The organism is Croceitalea marina (genome assembly GCF_042684265.1).
GTDB classification, from domain to species: Bacteria; Bacteroidota; Bacteroidia; order Flavobacteriales; family Flavobacteriaceae; genus Croceitalea; species Croceitalea marina.
In genome coordinates this window covers 20,256-42,256 of the sequence record NZ_JBHULB010000014.1, presented here as the reverse complement: position 1 = coordinate 42,256, position 22,001 = coordinate 20,256, and the positions used below count along the sequence as shown (strand labels likewise).

Genomic DNA, 22,001 nt, shown 5'->3' with positions numbered 1-22,001 from the left:
TGAATGGGGAAATCATTATTCAATTGAATTACGTAAAGACAATATCCTAGCACGTTTCTTATCAAGATTTAAGATTCCCATGGTTTGATGAAAATTTGTTTTTAGTTTGTCCTTGTACGCCTCCCATTTTTTAAAGGCGCTTCCATCTCCCTTTAAATCTACCGTAGGTGTTTGGTCTATGACGAAGGGTTCGACACCCGAAATTTTCCAAAATTGGTACCCCATAGGAAAAAATGTACCCATAGAAATTTCAGCGGGATTCTTATTAAGGTGAGAGTTTCCACACCAAACAAGAAGCTTTTCATTTTTAGGTAACTTCTTAAAAATTTCAAAGAGATTTTGGGCCTGAATTTTCTCACGAGCATTAATTGCCTCGATGGTAGAAGCCCCCTTGTAATCAAAATCTTCATAGGGAACTAAATTCCACCCTAAATCAAGGGCTGTTTGCATCAATTGCATCATATCTGGCTGATGTAGGTATCCAAATTTTGTATCTATGAGAGGAACTTTTCTTGTTCTATTTGCTTCTTGGGCAAAAGGCAAGGTTAGTGCTTCCATTGCCAGAGTTCTTACGCCATGACTATGTGCTTTTGGCAGTGCAAGTTGTCCAACAATTCTAGTTCGCTTGTTTCTCTTTTGCCCAGCATGAACTTCATTTATCATTACGACCTTGGAATTCTCAAAAGCCGAGTCAACAATCTCATGAATTGTATGCAGTTTTTGGAGCTCTTGAGCAATTGCACCAAAATTATTTCCGCAAAGTGTCAAACAAAAGACTATAAGTATGCATCTGAAGTCAACCATTCTATTCATAAATATTTATTGGATACTATTTCCATATGCCAAATTTCGTGACCGGTTATGGTAAATGCTGCGGCTCTTGCAGACATCTTACCTCCATTGGCCATGCCAGTATTCTTAAAATCAGCGTCACTTAAACTGTTTAAAAGTGAAATAGAGCTGTCTCGAACTACGATAAATTCCGCAATGAGTTCTTCTATCGATTTTGAATTCGCCATCGAGGGTGCCATATATATATTTTGGTCGAAACCAGCTAATTCTGTTTTGTCATTACGAGCTATGCGAAAGCACCGATATTGGAATATGCGCTCAGTATCAATTAAATGTTGTAAGATTTCTTTACAGGTCCATTTACCTTCCTCATAGGCATGATTGTGCTTCTCTTTAGGCACGCTCCTAAAAAACCCTACAACACTATCTTTTCCAATTGCAAAACTTTCTCTTAGTTTAATGGTATTACTAAGCTTATTTATGTACCTCCAATAATATTGGTCAAACTCAGTTTTGCTTAAATCATTTTTAGTCATCTATGAAATTGTTTAATTCAAAAATATAGCCTTTTTATTTAAATACGTCTTATATTATTAGGCTTAAATCAAAAAAAAACTATTTTTGTAAATATTTTTTAATAAAAAATATTACTTATGAAAATAGATGAGGTCAATTGGAAGATTTTGAAGATGCTTCAAGAAAACGCCCGCATTGCATTGAAAGATTTGGCAAAAGAAGTTGGGTTATCATCTCCCACAGTGGCGGAGCGAATACAGAAACTAGAAGATGCTGATGTTATCAATTCTTATCAGACTAAAATAAACTTGGATAAGCTGGGTTATTCCCTTGGCGTTTATATTACCATTAAAATTAGATTTGGCCAAACCCAACGTTTTGAAGAATATATTACTACAGTTCCTGAAATAAGTGAATGCCATAAGCTAACAGGTAGAGATTGTATGTTGCTGCGAGGTGTTGTAAGAGACCCAAAGCATCTTGAAGAATTGAATATAAGGCTAGCTGTTTATGGAGAATTGACAACTTCACTAATATTGAATTCAATTATCGACGGCAAAATTTATTCAGGGCATTTTTAGGCGGACTTTTAAAATTTTAAAGACTAACCGCAAATATCTTATTAAGTACTGTTTACATCTTTTTCTTTCTCATGTTTTCCAATTGGATCACTTCTTAAAAAGTAAAATGGGCTGTAATCTTATTTTGAATTCTACTAGTCACCTACAAATGAAAATTATTTACTAGGATAAGTCAGCATTACTATTTGAACTGATATTGGTTTTATGAAAGCTAATCTAAAGGGTTTGGGATAAAACCATGACTAATATATTCCTGCTACCAGTTCCATATCCGTGCTCAACTTATGGTCAAGCACCTTAGCATAAATCTGAGTAGTCCGTATGGATTGATATCCTGCATTTTGCCTATATATTCGATAAGTACTCCATTGGATAAAGTGACCGTGGCAGGAAATGTGTAACAGGACAAATGGAATGTCATTCGCTTATTGAAATGACATAGTTCTGATATCTCCTTTAGATGCTGGCTCATCTTTTGATTGCTTAGAACGGGAAGCAATCGTTTCCCTATCTGCTTCGTTTCCGACATTCCGTATATATCAAGTATTTCTCCCACTATAGGTAAGAAGGGTTGAGGGGCATTTTTGCGAATTAAAAAGTACTCACCGAATCACTCGCCAGAACGGTTGATTTTATATGAAATCAATAAAAATGAAAAAGCCTGAAAACGAATTGTTTTCAGGCTTTTAGGGAATATTTAAAATTTCCCAGTGGTCCCACCTGGGCTCGAACCAGGGACCAACTGATTATGAGTCAGCTACTCTAACCAACTGAGCTATAGGACCTATTTTCTAGGGCAGCAAAATTAGGATATATTTTTCTATACACCAACATTTTCTTAGCCTTCATTTTCATTGATTTCTTGGCAAAGTTCTACCAAGACACCATTTGTGGTTTTAGGATGCAAGAAAGCCACCCATTTATTGTCTGCACCTTTTTTAGGTTCTTCGTTTAAAACGGTAAACCCCTCATTTTTCAATCGTGCTATTTCTTGCTTGATGTTTTCTACCGCAAAAGCGATATGGTGTACACCTTCTCCTTTTCGGTCTATAAATTTCGCTATTGGGCTATCTTCATTAGTAGCTTCCAACAATTCAATCTTATTTGGTCCGGTTTTAAAAAAAGAAGTGCGCACCCCTTCTGTAGCCACCTCCTCAATTTTATAATGTGGCGTTCCAAAAAGCTTTTCAAATAATTGGTTAGAAGCTTCCAAGTCTTTAACCGCTATGCCTATATGTTCTATCTTATCCATTTCACCACTAAGATAGCATTATTACCTTATTTTTGCAGGTATGGAAACACAACGCCAGAAAAAAATAGCAGGTATCATTCAAAAAGATATGGCCGAAGTTCTGCAGAGAGCAGCAACTGATGGCGGACTTAAAGGAACTTTGATTTCGGTTTCAAAGGTTTATATCACTTCTGATCTATCTATTGCCAAAGTTTATGTAAGCATATTTCCTAATAATAAAGCTTCTGAGCTATTGGAGGGCATGAAATCTAACGAGCCTCTTATAAAGCATGAACTGGCACAACGAACCAAAAACCAACTTCGTCGTGTACCAAATTTGACCTTTTATTTAGATGATTCCCTTGATTATATCGATGGTATTGAAAAATCATTAAAAGGAGAAGAGAATCCTATTGAAAATCGAGACCTGCTTGCCAAACGAAAGAAATCTTAAAAATTGGGTTTTCCGTTCTACATCGCCAAGCGGTATTTACGTTCTAAAAGCAGCCAAAATGCGGTAAACATTATCAATTTTATTACTTTTTTGGTCATTGTTATCGGCTCCGCAGCCCTATTTATAGTGCTTTCCGCTTTCGCGGGATTAAAAACATTTAGCCTTCAATTTACAAACGTATTCGACCCTGATATAAAAGCTATACCAACTACTGGTAAATTCTTTTCTATTTCACCTGAAGAGGAAGATGCCTTGTCTAACTTAAACGGTGTAGCAAGTTATTCTAAAGAGCTAGAAGAGCGCGTTTATCTAACCTTTAGAGAAAAGGGCGACTTAGCTTATATTAAAGGGGTCGATGAAAATTATCGTTCCGTAACCGGTATCGACAGCACCCTTTATTTTGGCAATTGGGGCGTAACGGAATACAATGCGGTTATGGGAATTGGCATATACCATTCTCTTGGGGTGCCCATAGACAATTACAGAACCCCCATGCAGGTTCTGGCCCCAAAACCTGGAAAAGGCTCTTTTTCTCCACAATCATTAAACACCAAATTATACAATAGCTTGCCGCTTGTAGTAAGCGGAGTTTACACTATTGAAGAGGGTTTAGACAAAAAATATGTAATTACACAATTACATTTGGTACAAGAGCTCTTGGAAAAAGACAGTACACAGGTGTCGGCACTAAATTTTAAGTTAAGCAGTGGTATGGCATTAGAAGATGCCCGTTCATCTATAAAAAAAGTCCTGGGCGAAAAAGCAATCGTCTTAAGTCGTCGTGAGCTTAACGGTACGCTTTATAAAATGCTCAATACCGAAAACCTTGCTACCTACCTCATCTTCACATTAGTTTTGATTATAGCCTTGTTCAATGTGGTTGGCGCTATTATTATGATGATTTTAGACAAACAACAAAACTCTAAGACCTTATATGCGCTAGGCACTACCATCAAAGAATTGCGGCGCATTTACTTTTTACAAGGTGTCTTGGTGACATCTTTAGGAGGCCTTATCGGAGTTGTGATCGGCGCTGTTCTAATTGGCTCTCAGCTCGCTTTTGAATGGTTGAAGATAACCCCCTCTTTGGCATATCCTGTAGAATTTGATTTGCTAAACGTCTTTGTGGTTTTAGCTACCATTATAGTTTTGGGCTTGATTTCTTCAAAGATCGCATGTAGTAGAATTACTAAAAAGTTAGTCGCGCAATAAAATTCATTGTTTATTTAATCTTTGAACAACACCCCTAATGTCCCTTCAAGGCGACAATTCTATAAATAAACTTAAGTAGTAACAAATTGGTGGTCGCCAAATTTTTCCAACACTTCGTCAAAAGCGGCAAATACATCCGCCGATTCATCACTGGTCACCATTTTCATTCGATACTCTTTGAAATTGGGAATTCCCTTAAAGTAATTCGTATAATGGCGACGAGTTTCAAAAACACCTAGCTTTTCCCCTTTCCAATCAATAGACATTTGTAGGTGTCTTCTAGCCGCTTCTACACGTTCTGCCAATGTTGGGGGCGCTAAGTGCTCACCTGTCTTAAAAAAGTGTTTTACTTGCTTAAAAAACCATGGGTTTCCAATTGTTGCACGGCCGATCATCGCACCATCCAACCCATAACTATCGCGCATTTCTACAGCCCGTTCTGGCGTATTGACATCGCCATTACCAAATACGGGTATATGCATTCTAGGGTTATTTTTTACTGCTGCTATAGGTTTCCAATCTGCGTCGCCTTTATACATTTGTGCTCTGGTACGCCCATGAATAGCAATAGCGGCGCAGCCTACGTCTTGCAGTCGTTCAGCTACCTCGACAATTTTTATAGAATCGTGGTCCCAACCTAATCTTGTTTTTACGGTGACTGGCAGTTTAGTACGTTTTACCATTTCTGCCGTTAGCTGCTCCATTAGGCAGATATCCTTTAAAATTCCGGCACCGGCACCTTTAGAAACTACTTTTTTTACGGGGCACCCAAAATTAATATCAATAATATCAGGATTAGAACGCTCTACAATATCTATGGTTTGCAACATACTATCCATATTGGCGCCAAAAATCTGTATACCAACAGGGCGTTCTTTTTCATAGATATCCAATTTCATCACACTTTTAGCGGCATCACGAATCAAACCTTCGGAAGAGATAAATTCCGTGTAGACCACATCGGCGCCCTGCTCTTTGCACAAAGCGCGAAAAGGAGGGTCGCTCACGTCTTCCATAGGGGCTAGAAGCAATGGAAAATCCGGTAGTTGTATGTTGTCTATCTTGGGCATTTTAGATTCTGATTTTTAAGGGGTTGCAAAAATAAGGAAATTTAAAATTTTACTTCCGCCTCAACTTTTTCCCCATTACGGTTTACCACCACTTTGGCAGTACTTCCTTTGTCAAAAGCAGAAAGCGCTCTCATATAACTCATCATGTCGCTAACTGTGCTGTCACCTAATTGTACTACGATATCCCCTTTTAAAAGCCCAGCCTTAAAAGCTGGTCTATCCTCTGTTATACCATCAATTCGCATCCCTTTTCCATCAAAAAGATAGTCGGGCATCACCCCAAGGCCTACTTTAAAACGGGGTACTTCCTCACTTTCATTTTTAGTAGTTCTGAAAGCCAAATTTTTCTTGTCATCCAGCTCGGCAACGATGCTCAGAATATAATTGCCGATTAGCTCCATACCTTCATAGTTCAACTTTTCAAAATCATCAGAAGGTTTGTGATAGTCTTCGTGTTGCCCAGTGAAGAAATGCAAAGCAGGAATGTTCTGTAAGTAGAACGAGGTATGGTCGCTGGGGCCGACCCCTGATTCGCTCAACACCAATTTGAAGCCTGGATTGGTGGAATTCAAAACTTGGTTCCAAATGGGCGCCGTACCCGTTCCGCTTATGGAAAGGGTCTTTTCTTCGCGCAAGCGACCGACCATATCCATATTGATCATGTAGTTGGCCATAGCTAAATCGATTGTCGGGTTTTTCGAAAAGTAATTACTGCCCAATAATCCCATTTCCTCACCTGAAAATGCGATGAACAAATAATTGCTGCCTACTAAGGTATCTTTCAATTTTTCTGCAAGCTGAAGCATCAAGGCTACACCACTTGCATTGTCATCAGCACCATTATGAATTGCCTCCCCATCCGCATAGAGCGAACCCTGTCCTCCCATTCCCAAATGGTCGTAATGTGCTCCGATAATTACCGTTTTCCCAGCTTGATTATCTATGTGGCCAATGACATTAGTGCCCGTAATGGTGCTATCGCCAGAAATATACTGCACTTCGGAATGCGGATCTGTTTTGGGCTTAAAGGAATAGGTCTGAAAATAAGTGCTAGCGTTTCCTTTTGGTTGCAGTCCTATTTTTTCCATTCGCTTTTGCAGATAACCTGCGGCCATAAGTTCTTGAGCAGTTCCTGTTTCACGACCCAACAGACTATCGGCCGCTAAAAATGAGACATCATCTTTCAAAGAGACCTTTTTAGGCGGTTCCTGTTTACAGGATATAAAAAGGATTAATAGCAGGTAAAAAACAGTTCTATTCATGATATTTGTAAAATAAACAGCCTAAAGATAAAATATAAAAAGACCCTGAAAGTTTTCAGGATTGGTTCAACTTCCTAATTTTAATTCGTTTTAAACTCTTAAAATTGGGGTTTCACTAATAATTATGTATGCAATGAGAATTCCTTTTGTTTTAATACTCCTATTTCTAATCGGAAGCTGCAAGTCAAAGCCCAAGAAAACAGAAGCTGCTCCGGAAAAAGAAAATACAAACTCTTTAATGGCCGGAAGTGATACGCTCATCTATCCTGAGGAAAAATATTTTAAATCTATTCGTCAAATTACGTTCGGAGGTGATAATGCGGAAGCCTATTGGAGTTGGGACGATAAACAAATTATCTTTCAATCGAACAATGAAGATTGGGGAATGGAATGCGACCAGATGTTTTTGATGAATATCGACGAGAATTTCAAGGATAAAAAGCCACCTATGATCAGTACCGGGTTTGGGCGTACCACCTGCGCTTATTTTCTGCCCGATAACAAACATTATGTCTACGGCTCTACGCATTTAGTTGACAAGGAGTGTCCAGAGGTTCCTCTTCGTAAAAACGGGAATTACGTTTGGCCTGTTTATGATTCGTTCGACATATTTGTGGCCGATTTAGAAGGAAATATCACCGCGCAACTTACAGACGAAGTGGGCTATGACGCAGAGGCTACAGTGTCTCCAAAGGGTGATAAAATTGTTTTTACTTCAGATAGAAGTGGCGACTTAGAACTATACACTATGAATTTAGATGGTTCAGATGTAAAACAAATTACAGATGAATTGGGGTATGATGGTGGCGCTTTTTTCTCCCCCGATGGCACTAAATTGATATTTAGGGCTTCCCGACCAAAAACCCCTGAAGAAATCAAAAAATACAAAGATTTATTAGCTGACGGACTTGTAGAGCCCACTGAAATGGAACTATTCATTTGCAATGCCGATGGGTCGGATTTAAAGCAATTAACCTTTTTGGGTAGCGCGAATTGGAGTCCGTTTTTTCATCCTTCAGGAGAAAAAATATTGTTCTCTAGTAACTTTGAGGCCGAAAAGGGATTCCCGTTTAATCTGTACTTTATTGATATTGACGGGAAGAACCTTGAACGTGTCACCCATGGGGAAACCTTTGATGCTTTCCCTGTTTTCTCTAATGATGGCAAATACTTGGCCTTTTCAAGTAACCGCAATAATGGCGGTACCCGCGATACGAATTTGTTCATTGCCGAATGGCAGGAATAGACCTCCCATTTGAACCTATACTATTCGGTGTTAAATTGAACATGCACCTAATATTGGAGTATCTGGCATTCTTCGTAGCATTTCGGTATTATGTAATCCTTAGAAAGAACAGTGCTGATTCCATTTCATCGAACAATAGATTGTCAATTATTATCGGTGCTATTTTCGGTGCACTTTTCTTTTCTAGATTTGTTGCCTTTTTAGAAAATCCGGCCTTACATCTTGAACAGGGTTGGTTAGCCATTCTTAACAACAAAACCATCATGGGTGGACTTTTCGGTGGTTTGTTGGGAGTCGAACTTGCCAAAAAAATTATAGGGGAAAAACAATCTTCAGGTGATTTGTTTACCCTTCCCATTATTTTGGGTATTATCATAGGTCGCGTGGGTTGTTTTTTGGCTGGGGTAAAAGAATTCACTTATGGTACTGTCACTTCTTCCTTTATGGGTATGAATTTAGGAGATGACTTGTACAGGCATCCGATTGCACTTTATGAAATCGTATTTTTGCTCTTCCTTTTTATTGGGATTCGAAGATTTCAAAAGCAAGCCGATTCCTTTAAAAGTGGCACTTCTTTCAAGATTTTTATGCTCTTTTATTTTGGATTCCGGTTTTGTATTGAATTTCTAAAACCAAATACCTTTTTCTTTCTAGGCCTGAGCAGCATTCAACAATTATGCTTAATTTGTTGGTTATACTACTATAAAACCATCATTCAAGCAATCAAATATGCCGGAAAGAAATTACACTTATTATGATTTTACTTTAAGCCTTTGTCCCGATTGTCTTCGAAGGGTTGATGCCAAAATCATTTTCGAAAACGATAAGGTGTATATGTTGAAAAACTGCAAAGAGCACGGTAGATCAAAGGTTTTGATTGCAGATGATATCGATTACTATAAAAACATTCGAGACTATAACAAAGTCTCTGAATACCCCAAAACCTTCAATACAAAGACCCATTATGGCTGCCCTTACGATTGTGGGTTGTGCCCCGACCACGAGCAGCATTCATGTCTTACCGTGGTAGAGGTAACGGACCATTGTAATTTAACATGCCCGACTTGTTATGCGGGCTCTTCACCGACCTATGGAAGGCATCGTACCCTGGACGAAATCAAAAAAATGCTCGATGTCATCGTAAAAAATGAGGGTGAACCCGATGTTGTGCAAATTAGTGGGGGCGAGCCGACAATACACCCACAGTTTTTTGAAATCATGGACTATGCCAAATCCCTACCGATTCGGCATTTAATGGTCAATACCAACGGCATTAAAATCGCCAATGATTTTGCCTTTGCGCAACGATTGGCGACCTACGCTCCTGATTTTGAAATTTACTTACAGTTCGATTCTTTAGATAATCAGGTTTTGCGAACACTACGTGGCGCGGATCTTGCCGATGCTCGCTTAAAAGCCATAGAAAACCTCAACAAACTAAACCTTTCTACCACCTTGGTAGTTACCCTTCAAAAGGGTTTGAATGACCATGAGATGGGAGAAACCATAGATTTTGCTCTGAAGCAAAAGTGTATTCGTGGTGTGACTTTTCAGCCCACTCAAATTGCCGGTCGTTTAGAAAATTTTGAGGTTGATGAAAATCGAATTACACTGACCGAAGTACGAAGAAAAATTTTAGAGCAATCCCCTATTTTCGAATCCGATGATTTAATTCCTGTGCCTTGTAACCCAGATGCCTTGGTCATGGCTTACGCACTGAAATTAGGTGATGAGGTGAGTCCGTTAACGCGGTATATCAATCCAGATGATTTGTTGAACGAAGGTAAGAACACCATAATCTATGAACAAGATGAGCAATTACATGGCAAAATGATTGAATTGTTCAGTACGGGAAATTCCGTTGAGAAAGCTTCGGAAAATCTAAAAAGCATTATGTGCTGCCTACCTGAAATAGATGCGCCGGAATTAGGATACGACAATCTCTTTCGTATTATCATTATGCAATTTATCGATGCCCACAACTTCGATGTCAGGGCGATTAAAAAGAGTTGCGTACATATTGTGAACAAAGACTATAAAATCATTCCTTTTGAGACGATGAATTTGTTTTATCGGGATGATAAGATTGAACGGTTAAAGGAATTGCAAAATGAATCTATATGAGTATATTCTTTTTAGAGCTGTATTTTAATGATTTTTCGGCTATTGGCTTCTTTATGTTTGGGCCTACTATTTTATTTTTATTGATAGGTATAATACTGTTCATTGCAAAACAAAAAAAGCCTGGAAAGATATTCTTAATCATCTCTGGCTGCTGTTTGCTTATAGCAGCCGGATTGTGTGGAATAGGTGAACTAATTTAAACTGTATTACAATGTTTTCGATTTTTTCTTTAGAGGTGGGCAATTTAGACGGTTTGGTCGTCCTCATTTTTTTGGTCATGTTCGGACCCGCCCTTTTATTCCTCATTATAGGCCTTATTTTATTTGCAAAGCAGAAGAAAAAAGCAGGTAAAATATTTTTTATACTTACCGGAGTCTATCTTTTAATCAGCATCGGCGTTTGTGGAATTCTAATGAGCGGGTATTAAGAAATGCCTGTTATTCTTCATTTAAACGATCCCGTTCTTTTTTATCGATACCTCGCTTATTGTCTTGAAGTCTAAAATTCCCAAAATTATAGGTGAAGCCAACTCTGATAAATTGGGTTTCTGGTCTTCTTCGGTAAAAATTGTTCTGATTTAGATATTGTGATGTGTATGTAGGCACATATCTTTCCAAAATATCTTCTGCCGCAATTGATATTACCGCTTTGTTATCCCAAAGACTTTTTCTTAAACCTAAAGTAAGGTTCAACTGTTCATCAGAAATATAAGATCCGAATATGAAGTTGGAGAAATAGGTCAAGGCTAATTCGCCCGAAAAAGACCCGTCTTTAGATAGCGTCAAATAGTTTGCTAAATAAACATATATGCCATCAACGTCAACGGTAAATTCTTGATTACCGCTTTCTTCGGCCAAAAAGGTGTTGTCTTCATAAAAAAGTGATGTATACGCATATATATACCAAGGATTCAAGATTCCTTTACTGAAAGTTAAATCCAAGCCATATGAAACACTTTCAATTGCATTCTGCTTCAACTCCCGCAGTGTTAAATTTGTATTATCTTGAAAAACATAGTCGCCTATGATTCTTCCATTATTTCTATAGTAGACATCAATAAAAAACTCGCTATTGTAAGTATAATTTAGGTTGAAATTGTTTGAAAAACTTGGTATAAGCCCTTGGTTTCCTTCCTCAAAATCATTTTCGTTGATAAAATTTCGAAACGGGTTCAAATCATTGTATCGAGGTCTGTCCACTTTTCTGCCATAATCAAATGCAAAGCTGTTTTTTTCTGAAGCCGTATACAAAACATACAAAGAAGGAAAAGCCTCAAAAAAATCTTGATTATTAGTACGATTTAATGTTTGAGATGTGCCTTCAGCTTCTGTTAACTCTCCTCGAAGACCTAGTTTCATCGACCATTTTTCCCAATTCTTTACAAAGCTTACATATCCCGCATATACCTTTTCATCATACATAAAGTTATCGGATAATGAAGCATCTACTACATCACTATTTCCCGATAAATTGAAATAATCAATTGTATTTTCAGAGTTTATTGAAGAATATTTTAGTCCTGACTCAAAAGAAGCACTACCGATTGGCGTAGCATAATCTACCTGACCTGTATAAATTTGAATGTTCTGGTCAGAATCTGTGGTAAAACCAAAATCTCTTATAAAATTCTGATTGTTGTCGAAATAGCGCGAATCTATCCTTTGTAAAAACTGCCCATCATAATTTGTAAAATGGCTATTAAATGATAACTGTGAGCCCTCTTTATTCAGTTTCTTTACATAAGAAAGGTCAAAGGCCAAATTGGTGTTGTCTGCTCCAACAATATTGTCGGTTACAAAAGTAGAATCTATTTGATTTTGGTTGTTTCTTATTGCTGTATTAAGCGTGCTTTGCCAATCTTGATTTGGATTAAAAGAAATATTAGAGGTAAAGTTTAGACTGTTTTTATCATTAAAATCATAATCTAAAATAAAGGTTCCATTATGCGCTGTTGTTCTTTTAATCTCTTCATTATTAGTATCCCAAACTGAAAAAATTGAATTTGTATCATCAATAAAATTTATTCCTTTTGTTGTCTTTCGCAATTCCTTTTTTGGATTGATAGAATAATTAGCAAACAGATTAAGCTTATCTGTTTTATAGTAGTGGCTTGTGCCCAAACTGAATTTTGGGAATACCGCCTGCGTTAACGAGCCATTTACACTGCCTTTGTAGCCAGGAACAATACTTTTACTGGTTACAATATTTAAAATGGGGCCTCCTTCTGCATCATACCGAGCGGGAGGGTTCGCAATTACTTCGATTGACTTTATTGCGGTTCCCGTTAATCCTTCTAATAAATCCTGGACCTCTTGGCCTGATAACTGTACCTTTCTATCGTTTAAATAAACAGTTGCGTTCTGACCCCTAATCTGAAGGTCGTTTTGATTAACGATTACCCCTGGAGTACTCTTTAAAATGTCCCATGAGTTTCCTTGAGAAACTACTGTGTTTTCTACATTAAATACCAACCTATCCGATAACCTTTGAACTGTTGGTCTGCGGGCAGTTACCACTACTTCATCTAAATTTTCACTTACAGTTGGTACTACTAAAGCCCCTAAAGCAATATCTTTTCTTATATCTAACGCTAAAGGTTTAGAGCCCTTTCCGATATAACTTGCCTGAAGTAAATACAGATCAGGTTGAATTTCGGTAAGCTCAAAAAATCCGTTTTCAAAAGCAGATGTCCCCTTTACGAAAGTGGAGTCAACAGCATTTAAAAGAAGAATGTTGGCAAAAGGAAGTACTTCGTTCTCTGTATTTATAACCTTTCCTGTAATCTTAAAAGTTTGGGAGAAACAACTTCCAATTGCAAAGCATGCCAATAAAATGGGAAGTAACGGGTTCTTCATTTGAGGTTCGGGTCGAGTATCAAATCTAAGAAAATATTTCCGACTAGAAATCGATAATTCGCTATCCTGCTAGGCAAAAGAACTATATTTGCATTTGGTATGAAAAAGATTAGAAATTTTTGCATTATTGCACATATAGACCATGGTAAAAGCACTTTAGCAGATAGATTGCTGGACTTTACAGGCTCTGTTACCGAACGCGAAAAACAGGACCAACTGCTAGATAGTATGGATTTGGAACGTGAACGTGGTATTACCATAAAAAGTCACGCTATTCAAATGGAATACACCTACAAAGGGGAAGACTATATTCTAAATCTTATCGATACTCCAGGTCATGTTGATTTCTCTTATGAGGTTTCAAGGTCGATTGCCGCATGCGAAGGAGCACTATTGGTCGTTGACGCGGCACAAAGCATTCAAGCACAAACCATTAGCAATTTATATTTGGCTTTAGAGAATGATTTGGAAATTATTCCTGTCCTCAATAAAGTAGACTTACCAAGTGCAAACCCCGAGGAGGTTACTGATGATATTGTAGATCTTTTAGGTTGTGATGCCGAAGAGATCATTCCGGCCAGTGCTAAAACAGGTATTGGAATCGAGGAAATTTTAAGTGCTATTATAGAACGAGTTCCTGCTCCGACCGGAAACCTTGATGAATCATTACAGGCCTTGGTTTTTGATTCAGTCTACAATCCTTTTAGGGGTGTTGAAACTTATTTTAGGGTTATTAACGGAGAAATCACCAAGGGTCAAAAAATAAAGTTTGTTGCAACCGATAAAGACTACTTTGCCGACGAGGTCGGAACCCTAAAACTGGAACAACATCCGAAGAAAAGTATAAAAGCTGGTGATGTTGGCTACTTGATTACGGGTATTAAAGATGCCCGTGAAGTAAAGGTAGGCGATACCATTACAGATGCAGCAAGCCCAACAAAAAATGCCATTGCGGGCTTTGAAGACGTAAAACCAATGGTTTTTGCGGGCATTTATCCCGTAGACACTGATGAATTTGAAGAACTAAGAGCTTCAATGGAGAAGCTCCAATTAAATGACGCCTCTTTGGTTTTCGCCCCAGAAAGTAGCGCAGCTTTAGGCTTTGGTTTTCGCTGTGGCTTTTTAGGGATGTTGCACATGGAAATTATTCAGGAACGTTTGGAGCGTGAGTTTAACATGACCGTTATTACCACGGTGCCAAACGTAAGTTATCATGCGTTTACCCGAAAAAATCCAGATGAAATTATCATCGTTAATAATCCTACGGACTTACCGGATCCTTCTGGCATAGACCGGGTAGAAGAGCCTTATATAAAGGCCACGATTATCACAAAATCTGATTTTGTAGGTAATGTAATGTCACTTTGTATCGAAAAGAGAGGACAGATAACCAATCAGACTTATCTGACTACACAAAGGGTCGAGCTAACGTTTGACATGCCTTTGGCTGAAATTGTTTTTGACTTCTATGATAGGTTAAAAACAGTTTCTAAGGGTTATGCTTCATTTGATTACGCCCCCATTGGTATGCGGGTATCTAAATTGGTTCGTGTTGATATTCTATTAAATGCCCAGCCAGTTGATGCGCTTTCAGCATTAATTCACGCAGATAGCGCCGTTACGATTGGCAAAAAAATGTGTGCGAAATTAAAAGAGCTGATTCCAAGGCAGCAATTTGATATTCCGATACAAGCTGCTATTGGGGCCAAAATTATTTCAAGGGAAACTACCAAGGCACTTCGAAAAGACGTTACCGCAAAGTGTTATGGTGGTGATATCTCTAGAAAGCGTAAGCTACTTGAAAAGCAGAAAAAAGGTAAAAAACGTATGCGCCAAGTGGGTAATGTAGAAGTGCCTCAAGAAGCGTTTATGGCGGTGCTGAAGTTGAACGACTAGCATTTATTAGTTTTCTTCCTCAAAATCAAAGACCTTGCCTAGGTATACCAATTTGTAACCTTCTTTAATATCCGTAAACTCTTTGCTGAACGCAGATATAATCTTAAGGTCGTTTTGTGGTGTTTTAAGAAATAGGGGGATAATATCATTATCGGCTTTCGTGATTTCTATTAGGCCATTATAATGCTCTTGATCTTTTAGCTCTATTTCGTTTATTGACGGATATTTTCTTGCTGCATCCGTTAGTTTTATAAAATCGTCGGTATGCGAGAACAAGCCCTCTTCCGGATTGTTTTCAGGGTCATTCATCTCGTCCGTATTCACTATTCTAAAAGCTCCATTTTCACCGAATTGCTTTTTAAACTTATCAATGGCAAATTTGTTGATATCAGAATTTCCCGTTAATGCCATGAGATATCCCATATCGTTCAACTCGATATTATCGGTCAACGAATCAGAAAAAATATTGGCGGCCATTGCCTCTATACCCAATTTTTTTGCCTTTTCGACATTGGTCTGGTTATTATCGATAAGTACTACATGGCGTTTGTTCTTCTTTAAATAATTGGCAATCAAGCGAGATACTTTAGACGCTCCTATAATTAAGATACCTTCAGATTTGGTCAAGAACACGCCAACCAATTTAGCAAAAAGACGCGCAGTCGTCGCATTGAGCAATACGGTGCCCAATACAATCATAAATACCAATGGCGTAATATACTCTGCTCCCGGCTCACCTTTAGCTAGAAGTTTGGAGCCAAAAAGTGATGCGATTCCTGCTGCAACAATACCCCTAGGCCCTACCCAGCCAATAAATAATTTTTCGTTCAGTTTTAAATTGGAACCTTGGGTACTAAGAAATACTCCTATGGGTCTAATTAGAAAAACAACGAGAACAAATAAGGCCGCCGTTCTCCAATTCATCAACAGTTCTAAATCACTGATATTGATGTTCGCTGCTAGTAAAATAAATAAGATAGAAATCAATAAGACACTCAAAGATTCTTTAAAGTATAACAACTCTTTAAGGTTAGGTAGGTTCATATTACCAAGGACCATCCCCATTACCACTACGGCTAAAAGCCCAGATTCATGCGCAAACAAGTCAGACTCCACAAAAACCAACAATACAACAGATAGCGACACCACATTCATTAGATAATGTGGAATTAAGTTCTTTTTTATAGCAAAAGCCAAAGCATGCGCAAAAGTGAAACCAAAGGTTGTGCCGAACAATAAGATTTTACCAAATTCTATCAACGCGGTCTGGGTATAACCACTTCCTTCGCCCACACTGATAAACTCAAAGACCAATACAGCTACCAGTGCCCCTATGGGGTCGATTAAAATACCCTCCCACTTTAGTACCGTTGACACGTCTTTTTTAAGCGGAATATTTCTTAAAATAGGGGTAATTACAGTAGGGCCCGTAACTATTATAAGCGCAGAAAAAAGAAAAGATATTTGCCAAGAAAGATCAAAAATATAGTGGGCAGCGACGCCAGCGCCAAAAAATGTAACCACCGAACCAACAGTAATCAATTTGGTGATTACCGGGCCAACGTTGGCTATTTCAGCACGTTTTAGGGTGAGTCCGCCTTCGAAAAGAATAATGCTTATTGCCAAGGATACAAAATAATAGAGGCCTTCCCCGGGAAACAATCCTTTCTCACCGTTCCAAATAGGCTCTATAAGCTTTGCTCCATTTTCAGTATATAATGTGGCAATAGGCCCAACTAATAATCCAATTAAGATTAATGGCAAAATAGCAGGCAATTTTAGTCGCCAAGCTACCCATTGAGCAATGATGCCTAAAATAATAATTCCTGCAAGCTCTATCATTGGTTTTGAATTTTAGTAAAAATAAGGATTATACATTTGCTTTGAGGGCTAATTATCCCTCATGGTAAGTCTTAAGACAGAACATGCCGATTTTTCGGTATATTTATCCTTGCCAGTTCCGAACAAAATATCTACCCAATTATCTTTTTGAGGGGTACCGAGAATAAGTAGGTCAAAACTCGCTGATGCTTTTGAAATGGCGTTAATAGGATCATCGTCTTTTTGAATAACAACCATACTCTGCCGCTCTACTTTTTGAAGCAGTTTTTTGGAGTTTTCTTCCATATTTTCAATGGCTTCTTTGTCCGTTTTTTCTGAAACAACATGTAACAAAGTTAAAGACGCATTGTAAAAAGAACATATTCTATCGGCCACTGCAATAAAATTTTTGTCTCTCCTGCCTGGTCTCAATGCAAGCAACACTTTACCTATATAACGAACACCGTCATCCTTAAAAAGTGCAAAATCAGAATTAATATGTGTCAAAAGCCACCCGATGGGATTGCTCACCAAAATACCGCTATGCGCTCGTCCGTTCCAGCCCATAACAAGCCAGTCGCAATGTGTTTGATTGCTAAGCTCGTGTATGGTGTCTGAAATTTCATGGGTAACCGCAGCTTCAAAATCTACATCGATGTTTTGTGATGTTGCCAGTCTGGTCACCCGCCGTTCTAAAGAGGCTATCCTTGGGTTTTCTTCGACCATGGCGTCCAAAAAAGTTTGGTTGGGGACTTCAGTTACATTTACGACCTGTATTTTTTCGCGCTTGTTGATGGCAGCGGCAATTTCTACAAGCATTTCCGGTGAACGTTCATTTCCTAAAAGCGGAACGACAACACCGGCATTTGAAGCTAGTTTTCCATCTAAATTCTGAAGACTTACCGATTGATTATTTCTATAGGTGATTTTAGCGTCTCTTTTTTTCTTGTAGAGCAGATACAAGGCTGGGCGATGTCCATATTTTCTAAGGATCCCTGTTCTTGTTGCGTTTTTTCCGAAAAAGAAATAGATGATAAACCCTAAAATAAAAATTCCTAGAATGGCAAGCATCGGGCCTATACCTAAAAAAACAAGTAGGGCTATCCCGCTAAAAATTCCAAATAGCTGAACAAAGGGGTAAAAAGGCGAACGGTAAGGCGGTTTGTACCATTGTGCCGAGGTTTCCCTAAGAACGATTACACAGGCATTTACCAAAATAAACATCATAACCATAAAAGCACTTGCCAATTTGGCTATCTTTTCTACATCTAAAAATAAGATGACCATTGCCATTAAAAAACAGGTCATGATAATGGTCACAACAGGAGTTAAATACTTACTGTGAATCTTGGCCATAAAGTCTGGCAATAGTTTATCTATAGCCATTGCAAATGGAAATCTTGATGCTGCCAAAACGCCTGAGTTTGCCATTGAAATTAGGGTAATGACTCCTATTAGCGCTGCAGTATACCCTATAACATTGCCCCCTAAAAGTTTTGATATTGTGTAGATGGGCTTTATATCAGATTTAAGTTCGTTTAAAGGCAGGTTTCCCACCAAAGCAAAAGCTACTGATACATAAATAATGGTCATAATGAACAATGAAAGAATCATCGCCCTGGGCAGATTTGTGCCGGGATTCTTTATCTCACCTGCTATGGCGGCAACCTTTGTGACGCCTGCGTAAGAGATATATACAAAAGCTACTGTTGAAAACAAGCCCATTTTTCCTTTTAATAAAAAGGGGTCTAATAATTCAGAAGAAGTTCGAGGAAGTCCGAATAAAAGAATAAGCCCCAAAGCAGTAAGACTAATGCTAACAATAAAAACCTGAACCTTACCCACTTTTTTTACCCCTAGAATGTTCAAGAACAAAATGAGCACTAAAAAAAGAACAGCAATGTATTTTGTAAGTCCCGGGTCAATATTAATTAGTATGGAAAGATATGCGCCGAAGCCTACCAAAGCGAATGCACTCTTAAAAAGTAATGACAGCCAAAGACCAAAGCCGGCAATAGTGCCAAATAAAGGGCCGAAAGCTCTTTCTATATAAACATAGGTGCCGCCCGAAGAAGGCATCGCCGTGGCCAATTCTGATTTTGATAAAGCGGCAGGAAGAATACAGATTGCGGCTATTAGATAAGCTACCCAAACTGAAGACCCTGTTTTTGCCGCCGCTAAGCCCGGCAAAACAAAAATACCACTGCCCAACATGCCTCCTATACTAATGGCAATTACAGAAGTTAGGGATAAGCTGCGTTCTAATTTTTTCAAATAGGTTTGGTCTAGGGCCTAAAAATAGCTTTTTTGAATTAAAAATCATTTCTGTTAAAATACATCCAATAATTGGGTGTTTTAAAGGCAATTACACCTCGTTTTCTTATTTTGTCCGTCATTTTGTTTTTTGATGACTATATATCCCGTTGAAACCGGAAATTTTAAGCTTGATGGCGGTGCCATGTTCGGTGTGGTGCCAAAATCTATTTGGTCGAGAACCAATCCTGCCGATAGCAATAATATGATCGATATTGCCGCCCGTAGTCTTCTTATCGAAGATGGTGATAGATTGATTCTTATTGATACCGGAATGGGAGATAAGCAATCGGAAAAGTTTTTTGGCTATTATTATCAATGGGGTGATCATTCCATAGACAGTTCGCTTGAAAAAATAGGTTTTCATAGAGACGATATTACTGATGTTTTTATGACCCATTTGCATTTTGACCACTGTGGCGGAAGCATTCAATGGAATAAAGACAGAACTGGATACGAACCTGCCTTTAAAAATGCGGTGTTTTGGACAAATGAAAATCATTGGAAATGGGCGATCGAACCAAATGCTAGGGAAAAGGCTTCATTTTTAAAAGAGAATCTTCTCCCCATGCAAGAAAGTGGGCAGCTTCAGTTTGTAAAGAGGGGCGCAAATGCTTTTTTAGAAAAATCGGAATTAGGTTTTGATATTCTCTTTATTGACGGGCATACAGAAAAACAAATGATACCTCATATCAATTACAAAGGAAAAACTGTTGTATTTATGGCAGATTTAATGCCTACTGTTGGTCATATTCCACTTCCGTACGTAACTGGTTATGACACCCGCCCGCTATTAAGTATGGATGAAAAAGGCCTGTTTCTTGAGCAAGCAGTAAAAAATAAATTTGTTCTATTTTTTGAACATGATGCTCACAATGAGCTCTGTACACTAAAAAACACCGAAAAAGGAGCACGGCTAAACGAGTTATTTTTATTTAAAGACCTGTTAGGTTAATATTACAATTCAAAATACATTTTATGATGACTACATATTCAAAATCACTTTTTGCACTTGTTTCAGGAAGTCTTTTTCTTGCAGGTTGCGGAGCAACTTCTTTGGTTTCGACCCCTGTCGAAAATATCGATACGGTTCCCTTAAAGATTGCAGATCTATCTGACGCTCAGAAAAAAAATTGGGGCCACACAGACTTGATTACAGATACCATTCCTGGTATGAGTGTTGATAAAGCTTACAATGAATTGATAGGCAATAAGAGGGGGCAAACTGTAATTGTTGCTGTTTTAGATTCTGGAATCGACCTTGACCACGAGGATTTGGATGATGTGCTTTGGACAAATAAGGGGGAGAAGCCAGGCAATGGAAAGGACGATGACAATAATGGATATGTAGACGATATACACGGGTATAATTTTCTCGGTGAGGCTTATAATGAGCAATTGGAATATGTAAGAATGCTGCGCTTAGGAGTAGGAGATGCCTCAGAAAGGGCAAAAGCGCAAATAAAGTTGGATAAAGAATATCCGAAGGCGCTTCAAAACAAACAACAATATGAGCAGATTCTTCAAGCCGTTAAAAATGCAGATAAAGAGGTTAAATCTGCATTGGGAAAGGATTCTTACACAAAAAAAGAGCTCTTGGCCATGAAGCCTTCAACTGAACAAATGCAACAAAATGTGGGCATACTTTCTCAAATGTATCAGTATGCAGATAGCATCGATGAAGTACTAAAAGAATTGACAGAGGGTGTAACTTACTTTACAGAACAAGCCAATTACAACCTCAACAAAGAATTTAATGGGAGGGAAATTGTTGGTGATGATCCTTATGATTTTAACGATAGAAATTATGGTAACGGTAATCCAGACAACCGTGTTGAAGATGAAAGTCACGGAACCCATGTAGCGGGTATTATCGCAGCAGAGCGCAATAATGGAAAAGGCGTTAACGGTGTCGCCAAGAATGTAAAATTAATGAGTATTCGTGCAGTACCAAACGGGGATGAGTATGATAAAGATATTGCCTTAGGTATTCGTTATGCGGTTGACAATGGTGCAAAAATTATCAACTGTAGTTTTGGAAAGTCATTTTCGCCTAACGCAGAGTGGGTATATGATGCTATTAAATATGCTGCTTCAAAAGATGTATTAATTGTACATGCTGCAGGTAACGATGGTGCAAATTTAGATGATTCGAACAATCCTAATTTTCCGAATGATCACAAGTATGCCGGTGTAGAAATAAGCGATAACGTTATTACCGTTGGGGCGCTTGCGCCGGCCTATGGTTCTAAAATGGTGGCCTCGTTTTCCAATTATGGTAATGCCAATGTAGATGTATTCGCTCCTGGTGATGATATCTATTCTACTATGCCAAATAATAAATATGACTTTCAAGGCGGAACCTCAATGGCCGCACCTGCGGTTGCTGGCATCGCTGCCCTTATCCGCTCATATTATCCAAACTTATCGGCTTCTCAGGTAAAAAATGTATTAATGCAATCTGGTCTGCGGTCAAAGGCTTCCGTAATTGTTGCCGGAGACCCGTCAAAAAGTAAATCGTTCTCGGAAATTTCAAAATCCGGAAAAATGGTCAATGCATACAATGCACTGCTTTTAGCTGAAAACATTTCAAAAGGAAAACTAACTTTAGATTCTAACGCAGAATAA

General features: G+C 38.3%; 20 protein-coding genes and 1 tRNA gene. 11 read left to right on the top strand and 10 right to left on the bottom strand.

Translation table 11 applies throughout. From position 1 onward, the window contains the following. Positions 1-15 precede the first annotated feature (15 nt). On the bottom strand, positions 16-813 hold the full coding sequence (locus ACFSQJ_RS10925) for a hypothetical protein (protein ID WP_377766982.1): 798 nt from the start codon (positions 811-813) through the stop codon (positions 16-18). Further along, complete coding sequence (locus ACFSQJ_RS10920; RefSeq protein WP_377766981.1) at positions 810-1,328, bottom strand: DinB family protein; 519 nt, start codon at positions 1,326-1,328, stop codon at positions 810-812. Before ACFSQJ_RS10920 ends, ACFSQJ_RS10925 begins: the two co-directional genes overlap by 4 nt. Positions 1,329-1,445: 117 nt before the next feature. On the opposite strand from ACFSQJ_RS10920, the gene ACFSQJ_RS10915 reads away from it, so the two are divergent. Next, positions 1,446-1,889 carry an Lrp/AsnC family transcriptional regulator gene (locus ACFSQJ_RS10915; RefSeq protein WP_377766980.1) on the top strand — a complete coding sequence of 148 codons (444 nt, stop codon included), beginning with the start codon at positions 1,446-1,448 and terminating at the stop codon, positions 1,887-1,889. 277 nt (positions 1,890-2,166) lie between these two features. Here the strand turns inward: ACFSQJ_RS10915 and ACFSQJ_RS10910 are convergent, their stop codons facing one another. From ACFSQJ_RS10910 to mce, 3 genes are all read right to left on the bottom strand, one after another. Beyond that, entirely contained in the window at positions 2,167-2,445 is a 279-nt protein-coding gene (locus tag ACFSQJ_RS10910) for a hypothetical protein (protein WP_377766979.1), read from the bottom strand. Positions 2,446-2,600: 155 nt separating this feature from the next. Beyond that, positions 2,601-2,674 (bottom strand) — tRNA-Ile (locus tag ACFSQJ_RS10905). Positions 2,675-2,727: 53 nt separating this feature from the next. Next, positions 2,728-3,141 (bottom strand): methylmalonyl-CoA epimerase, encoded by a 414-nt coding sequence (gene mce / locus ACFSQJ_RS10900; RefSeq protein WP_377766978.1) that lies wholly within the window; start codon positions 3,139-3,141, stop codon positions 2,728-2,730. A 40-nt stretch (positions 3,142-3,181) separates the two neighbouring features. On the opposite strand from mce, the gene rbfA reads away from it, so the two are divergent. Both rbfA and ACFSQJ_RS10890 read left to right on the top strand, forming a co-directional pair. After that, entirely contained in the window at positions 3,182-3,574 is a 393-nt protein-coding gene (gene rbfA / locus ACFSQJ_RS10895; RefSeq protein WP_377766977.1) for a 30S ribosome-binding factor RbfA, read from the top strand. A gap of 3 nt (positions 3,575-3,577) precedes the next feature. Further along, positions 3,578-4,786, top strand: a complete 1,209-nt coding sequence (locus ACFSQJ_RS10890; RefSeq protein WP_377766976.1) for an ABC transporter permease — start codon at positions 3,578-3,580, stop codon at positions 4,784-4,786. 71 nt (positions 4,787-4,857) lie between these two features. On the opposite strand, the gene dusB is transcribed toward ACFSQJ_RS10890, so the two are convergent. Both dusB and ACFSQJ_RS10880 read right to left on the bottom strand, forming a co-directional pair. Then, positions 4,858-5,856 carry a tRNA dihydrouridine synthase DusB gene (gene dusB, locus ACFSQJ_RS10885; RefSeq protein ID WP_377766975.1) on the bottom strand — a complete coding sequence of 333 codons (999 nt, stop codon included), beginning with the start codon at positions 5,854-5,856 and terminating at the stop codon, positions 4,858-4,860. 41 nt (positions 5,857-5,897) lie between these two features. Beyond that, positions 5,898-7,118: a M28 family peptidase gene (locus ACFSQJ_RS10880; protein WP_377766974.1), complete on the bottom strand. Its 1,221-nt coding sequence runs from the start codon at positions 7,116-7,118 to the stop codon at positions 5,898-5,900. Between the two features lie 124 nt (positions 7,119-7,242). Here ACFSQJ_RS10880 and ACFSQJ_RS10875 point away from each other — a divergent pair, with 124 nt between their 5' ends. The 5 genes from ACFSQJ_RS10875 to ACFSQJ_RS10855 are packed head-to-tail and all read left to right on the top strand — an operon-like array spanning position 7,243 to position 10,915. Next, a complete protein-coding gene (locus ACFSQJ_RS10875) occupies positions 7,243-8,364 on the top strand; it encodes a TolB family protein (RefSeq protein WP_377766973.1) in 1,122 nt (373 codons plus the stop codon). Then, positions 8,352-9,122, top strand: coding sequence for a prolipoprotein diacylglyceryl transferase family protein (locus ACFSQJ_RS10870; RefSeq protein WP_377766972.1), 771 nt, complete (start codon positions 8,352-8,354; stop codon positions 9,120-9,122). The genes ACFSQJ_RS10875 and ACFSQJ_RS10870 overlap by 13 nt, the downstream gene beginning before the upstream one ends. Continuing rightward, positions 9,094-10,488, top strand: a complete 1,395-nt coding sequence (locus ACFSQJ_RS10865) for a radical SAM protein (RefSeq protein ID WP_377766971.1) — start codon at positions 9,094-9,096, stop codon at positions 10,486-10,488. Before ACFSQJ_RS10870 ends, ACFSQJ_RS10865 begins: the two co-directional genes overlap by 29 nt. Further along, the gene (locus ACFSQJ_RS10860; RefSeq protein ID WP_377766970.1) at positions 10,485-10,688 is read left to right on the top strand and encodes a hypothetical protein; all 204 of its coding nucleotides are present in this window, start codon (positions 10,485-10,487) and stop codon (positions 10,686-10,688) included. The genes ACFSQJ_RS10865 and ACFSQJ_RS10860 overlap by 4 nt, the downstream gene beginning before the upstream one ends. Positions 10,689-10,699: 11 nt before the next feature. Then, on the top strand, positions 10,700-10,915 hold the full coding sequence (locus ACFSQJ_RS10855) for a hypothetical protein (protein ID WP_377766969.1): 216 nt from the start codon (positions 10,700-10,702) through the stop codon (positions 10,913-10,915). Between the two features lie 10 nt (positions 10,916-10,925). Here the strand turns inward: ACFSQJ_RS10855 and ACFSQJ_RS10850 are convergent, their stop codons facing one another. Then, positions 10,926-13,343, bottom strand: coding sequence for an outer membrane beta-barrel protein (locus ACFSQJ_RS10850; protein ID WP_377766968.1), 2,418 nt, complete (start codon positions 13,341-13,343; stop codon positions 10,926-10,928). A gap of 99 nt (positions 13,344-13,442) precedes the next feature. Between ACFSQJ_RS10850 and lepA the strand changes: the two genes are divergently transcribed. Beyond that, a complete protein-coding gene (gene lepA / locus ACFSQJ_RS10845) occupies positions 13,443-15,239 on the top strand; it encodes a translation elongation factor 4 (protein WP_377766967.1) in 1,797 nt (598 codons plus the stop codon). 6 nt (positions 15,240-15,245) lie between these two features. On the opposite strand, the gene ACFSQJ_RS10840 is transcribed toward lepA, so the two are convergent. Beyond that, on the bottom strand, positions 15,246-17,081 hold the full coding sequence (locus ACFSQJ_RS10840; protein ID WP_377766966.1) for a cation:proton antiporter: 1,836 nt from the start codon (positions 17,079-17,081) through the stop codon (positions 15,246-15,248). Between the two features lie 48 nt (positions 17,082-17,129). Continuing rightward, positions 17,130-19,334: an amino acid permease gene (locus ACFSQJ_RS10835; protein ID WP_377766965.1), complete on the bottom strand. Its 2,205-nt coding sequence runs from the start codon at positions 19,332-19,334 to the stop codon at positions 17,130-17,132. A 133-nt stretch (positions 19,335-19,467) separates the two neighbouring features. On the opposite strand from ACFSQJ_RS10835, the gene ACFSQJ_RS10830 reads away from it, so the two are divergent. Both ACFSQJ_RS10830 and ACFSQJ_RS10825 read left to right on the top strand, forming a co-directional pair. Further along, a complete protein-coding gene (locus tag ACFSQJ_RS10830; RefSeq protein WP_377766964.1) occupies positions 19,468-20,328 on the top strand; it encodes an MBL fold metallo-hydrolase in 861 nt (286 codons plus the stop codon). 23 nt (positions 20,329-20,351) lie between these two features. Beyond that, on the top strand, positions 20,352-22,001 hold the full coding sequence (locus ACFSQJ_RS10825) for a S8 family peptidase (RefSeq protein ID WP_377766963.1): 1,650 nt from the start codon (positions 20,352-20,354) through the stop codon (positions 21,999-22,001).

Excerpts from the sequence above, each read along its gene's own strand:
- ACFSQJ_RS10925 (WP_377766982.1), bottom strand. The coding sequence starts at position 813 with ATGAATAGAATGGTTGACTTCAGATGCATACTTATAGTCTTTTGTTTG.
- ACFSQJ_RS10920 (WP_377766981.1), bottom strand. The coding sequence starts at position 1,328 with ATGACTAAAAATGATTTAAGCAAAACTGAGTTTGACCAATATTATTGG.
- ACFSQJ_RS10915 (WP_377766980.1), top strand. The coding sequence starts at position 1,446 with ATGAAAATAGATGAGGTCAATTGGAAGATTTTGAAGATGCTTCAAGAA.
- mce (WP_377766978.1), bottom strand. The coding sequence starts at position 3,141 with ATGGATAAGATAGAACATATAGGCATAGCGGTTAAAGACTTGGAAGCT.
- rbfA (WP_377766977.1), top strand. The coding sequence starts at position 3,182 with ATGGAAACACAACGCCAGAAAAAAATAGCAGGTATCATTCAAAAAGAT.
- dusB (WP_377766975.1), bottom strand. The coding sequence starts at position 5,856 with ATGCCCAAGATAGACAACATACAACTACCGGATTTTCCATTGCTTCTA.
- ACFSQJ_RS10880 (WP_377766974.1), bottom strand. The coding sequence starts at position 7,118 with ATGAATAGAACTGTTTTTTACCTGCTATTAATCCTTTTTATATCCTGT.
- ACFSQJ_RS10875 (WP_377766973.1), top strand. The coding sequence starts at position 7,243 with ATGTATGCAATGAGAATTCCTTTTGTTTTAATACTCCTATTTCTAATC.
- ACFSQJ_RS10870 (WP_377766972.1), top strand. The coding sequence starts at position 8,352 with ATGGCAGGAATAGACCTCCCATTTGAACCTATACTATTCGGTGTTAAA.
- ACFSQJ_RS10865 (WP_377766971.1), top strand. The coding sequence starts at position 9,094 with ATGCCGGAAAGAAATTACACTTATTATGATTTTACTTTAAGCCTTTGT.
- ACFSQJ_RS10860 (WP_377766970.1), top strand. The coding sequence starts at position 10,485 with ATGAGTATATTCTTTTTAGAGCTGTATTTTAATGATTTTTCGGCTATT.
- ACFSQJ_RS10855 (WP_377766969.1), top strand. The coding sequence starts at position 10,700 with ATGTTTTCGATTTTTTCTTTAGAGGTGGGCAATTTAGACGGTTTGGTC.
- ACFSQJ_RS10850 (WP_377766968.1), bottom strand. The coding sequence starts at position 13,343 with ATGAAGAACCCGTTACTTCCCATTTTATTGGCATGCTTTGCAATTGGA.
- lepA (WP_377766967.1), top strand. The coding sequence starts at position 13,443 with ATGAAAAAGATTAGAAATTTTTGCATTATTGCACATATAGACCATGGT.
- ACFSQJ_RS10840 (WP_377766966.1), bottom strand. The coding sequence starts at position 17,081 with ATGATAGAGCTTGCAGGAATTATTATTTTAGGCATCATTGCTCAATGG.
- ACFSQJ_RS10830 (WP_377766964.1), top strand. The coding sequence starts at position 19,468 with ATGACTATATATCCCGTTGAAACCGGAAATTTTAAGCTTGATGGCGGT.
- ACFSQJ_RS10825 (WP_377766963.1), top strand. The coding sequence starts at position 20,352 with ATGATGACTACATATTCAAAATCACTTTTTGCACTTGTTTCAGGAAGT.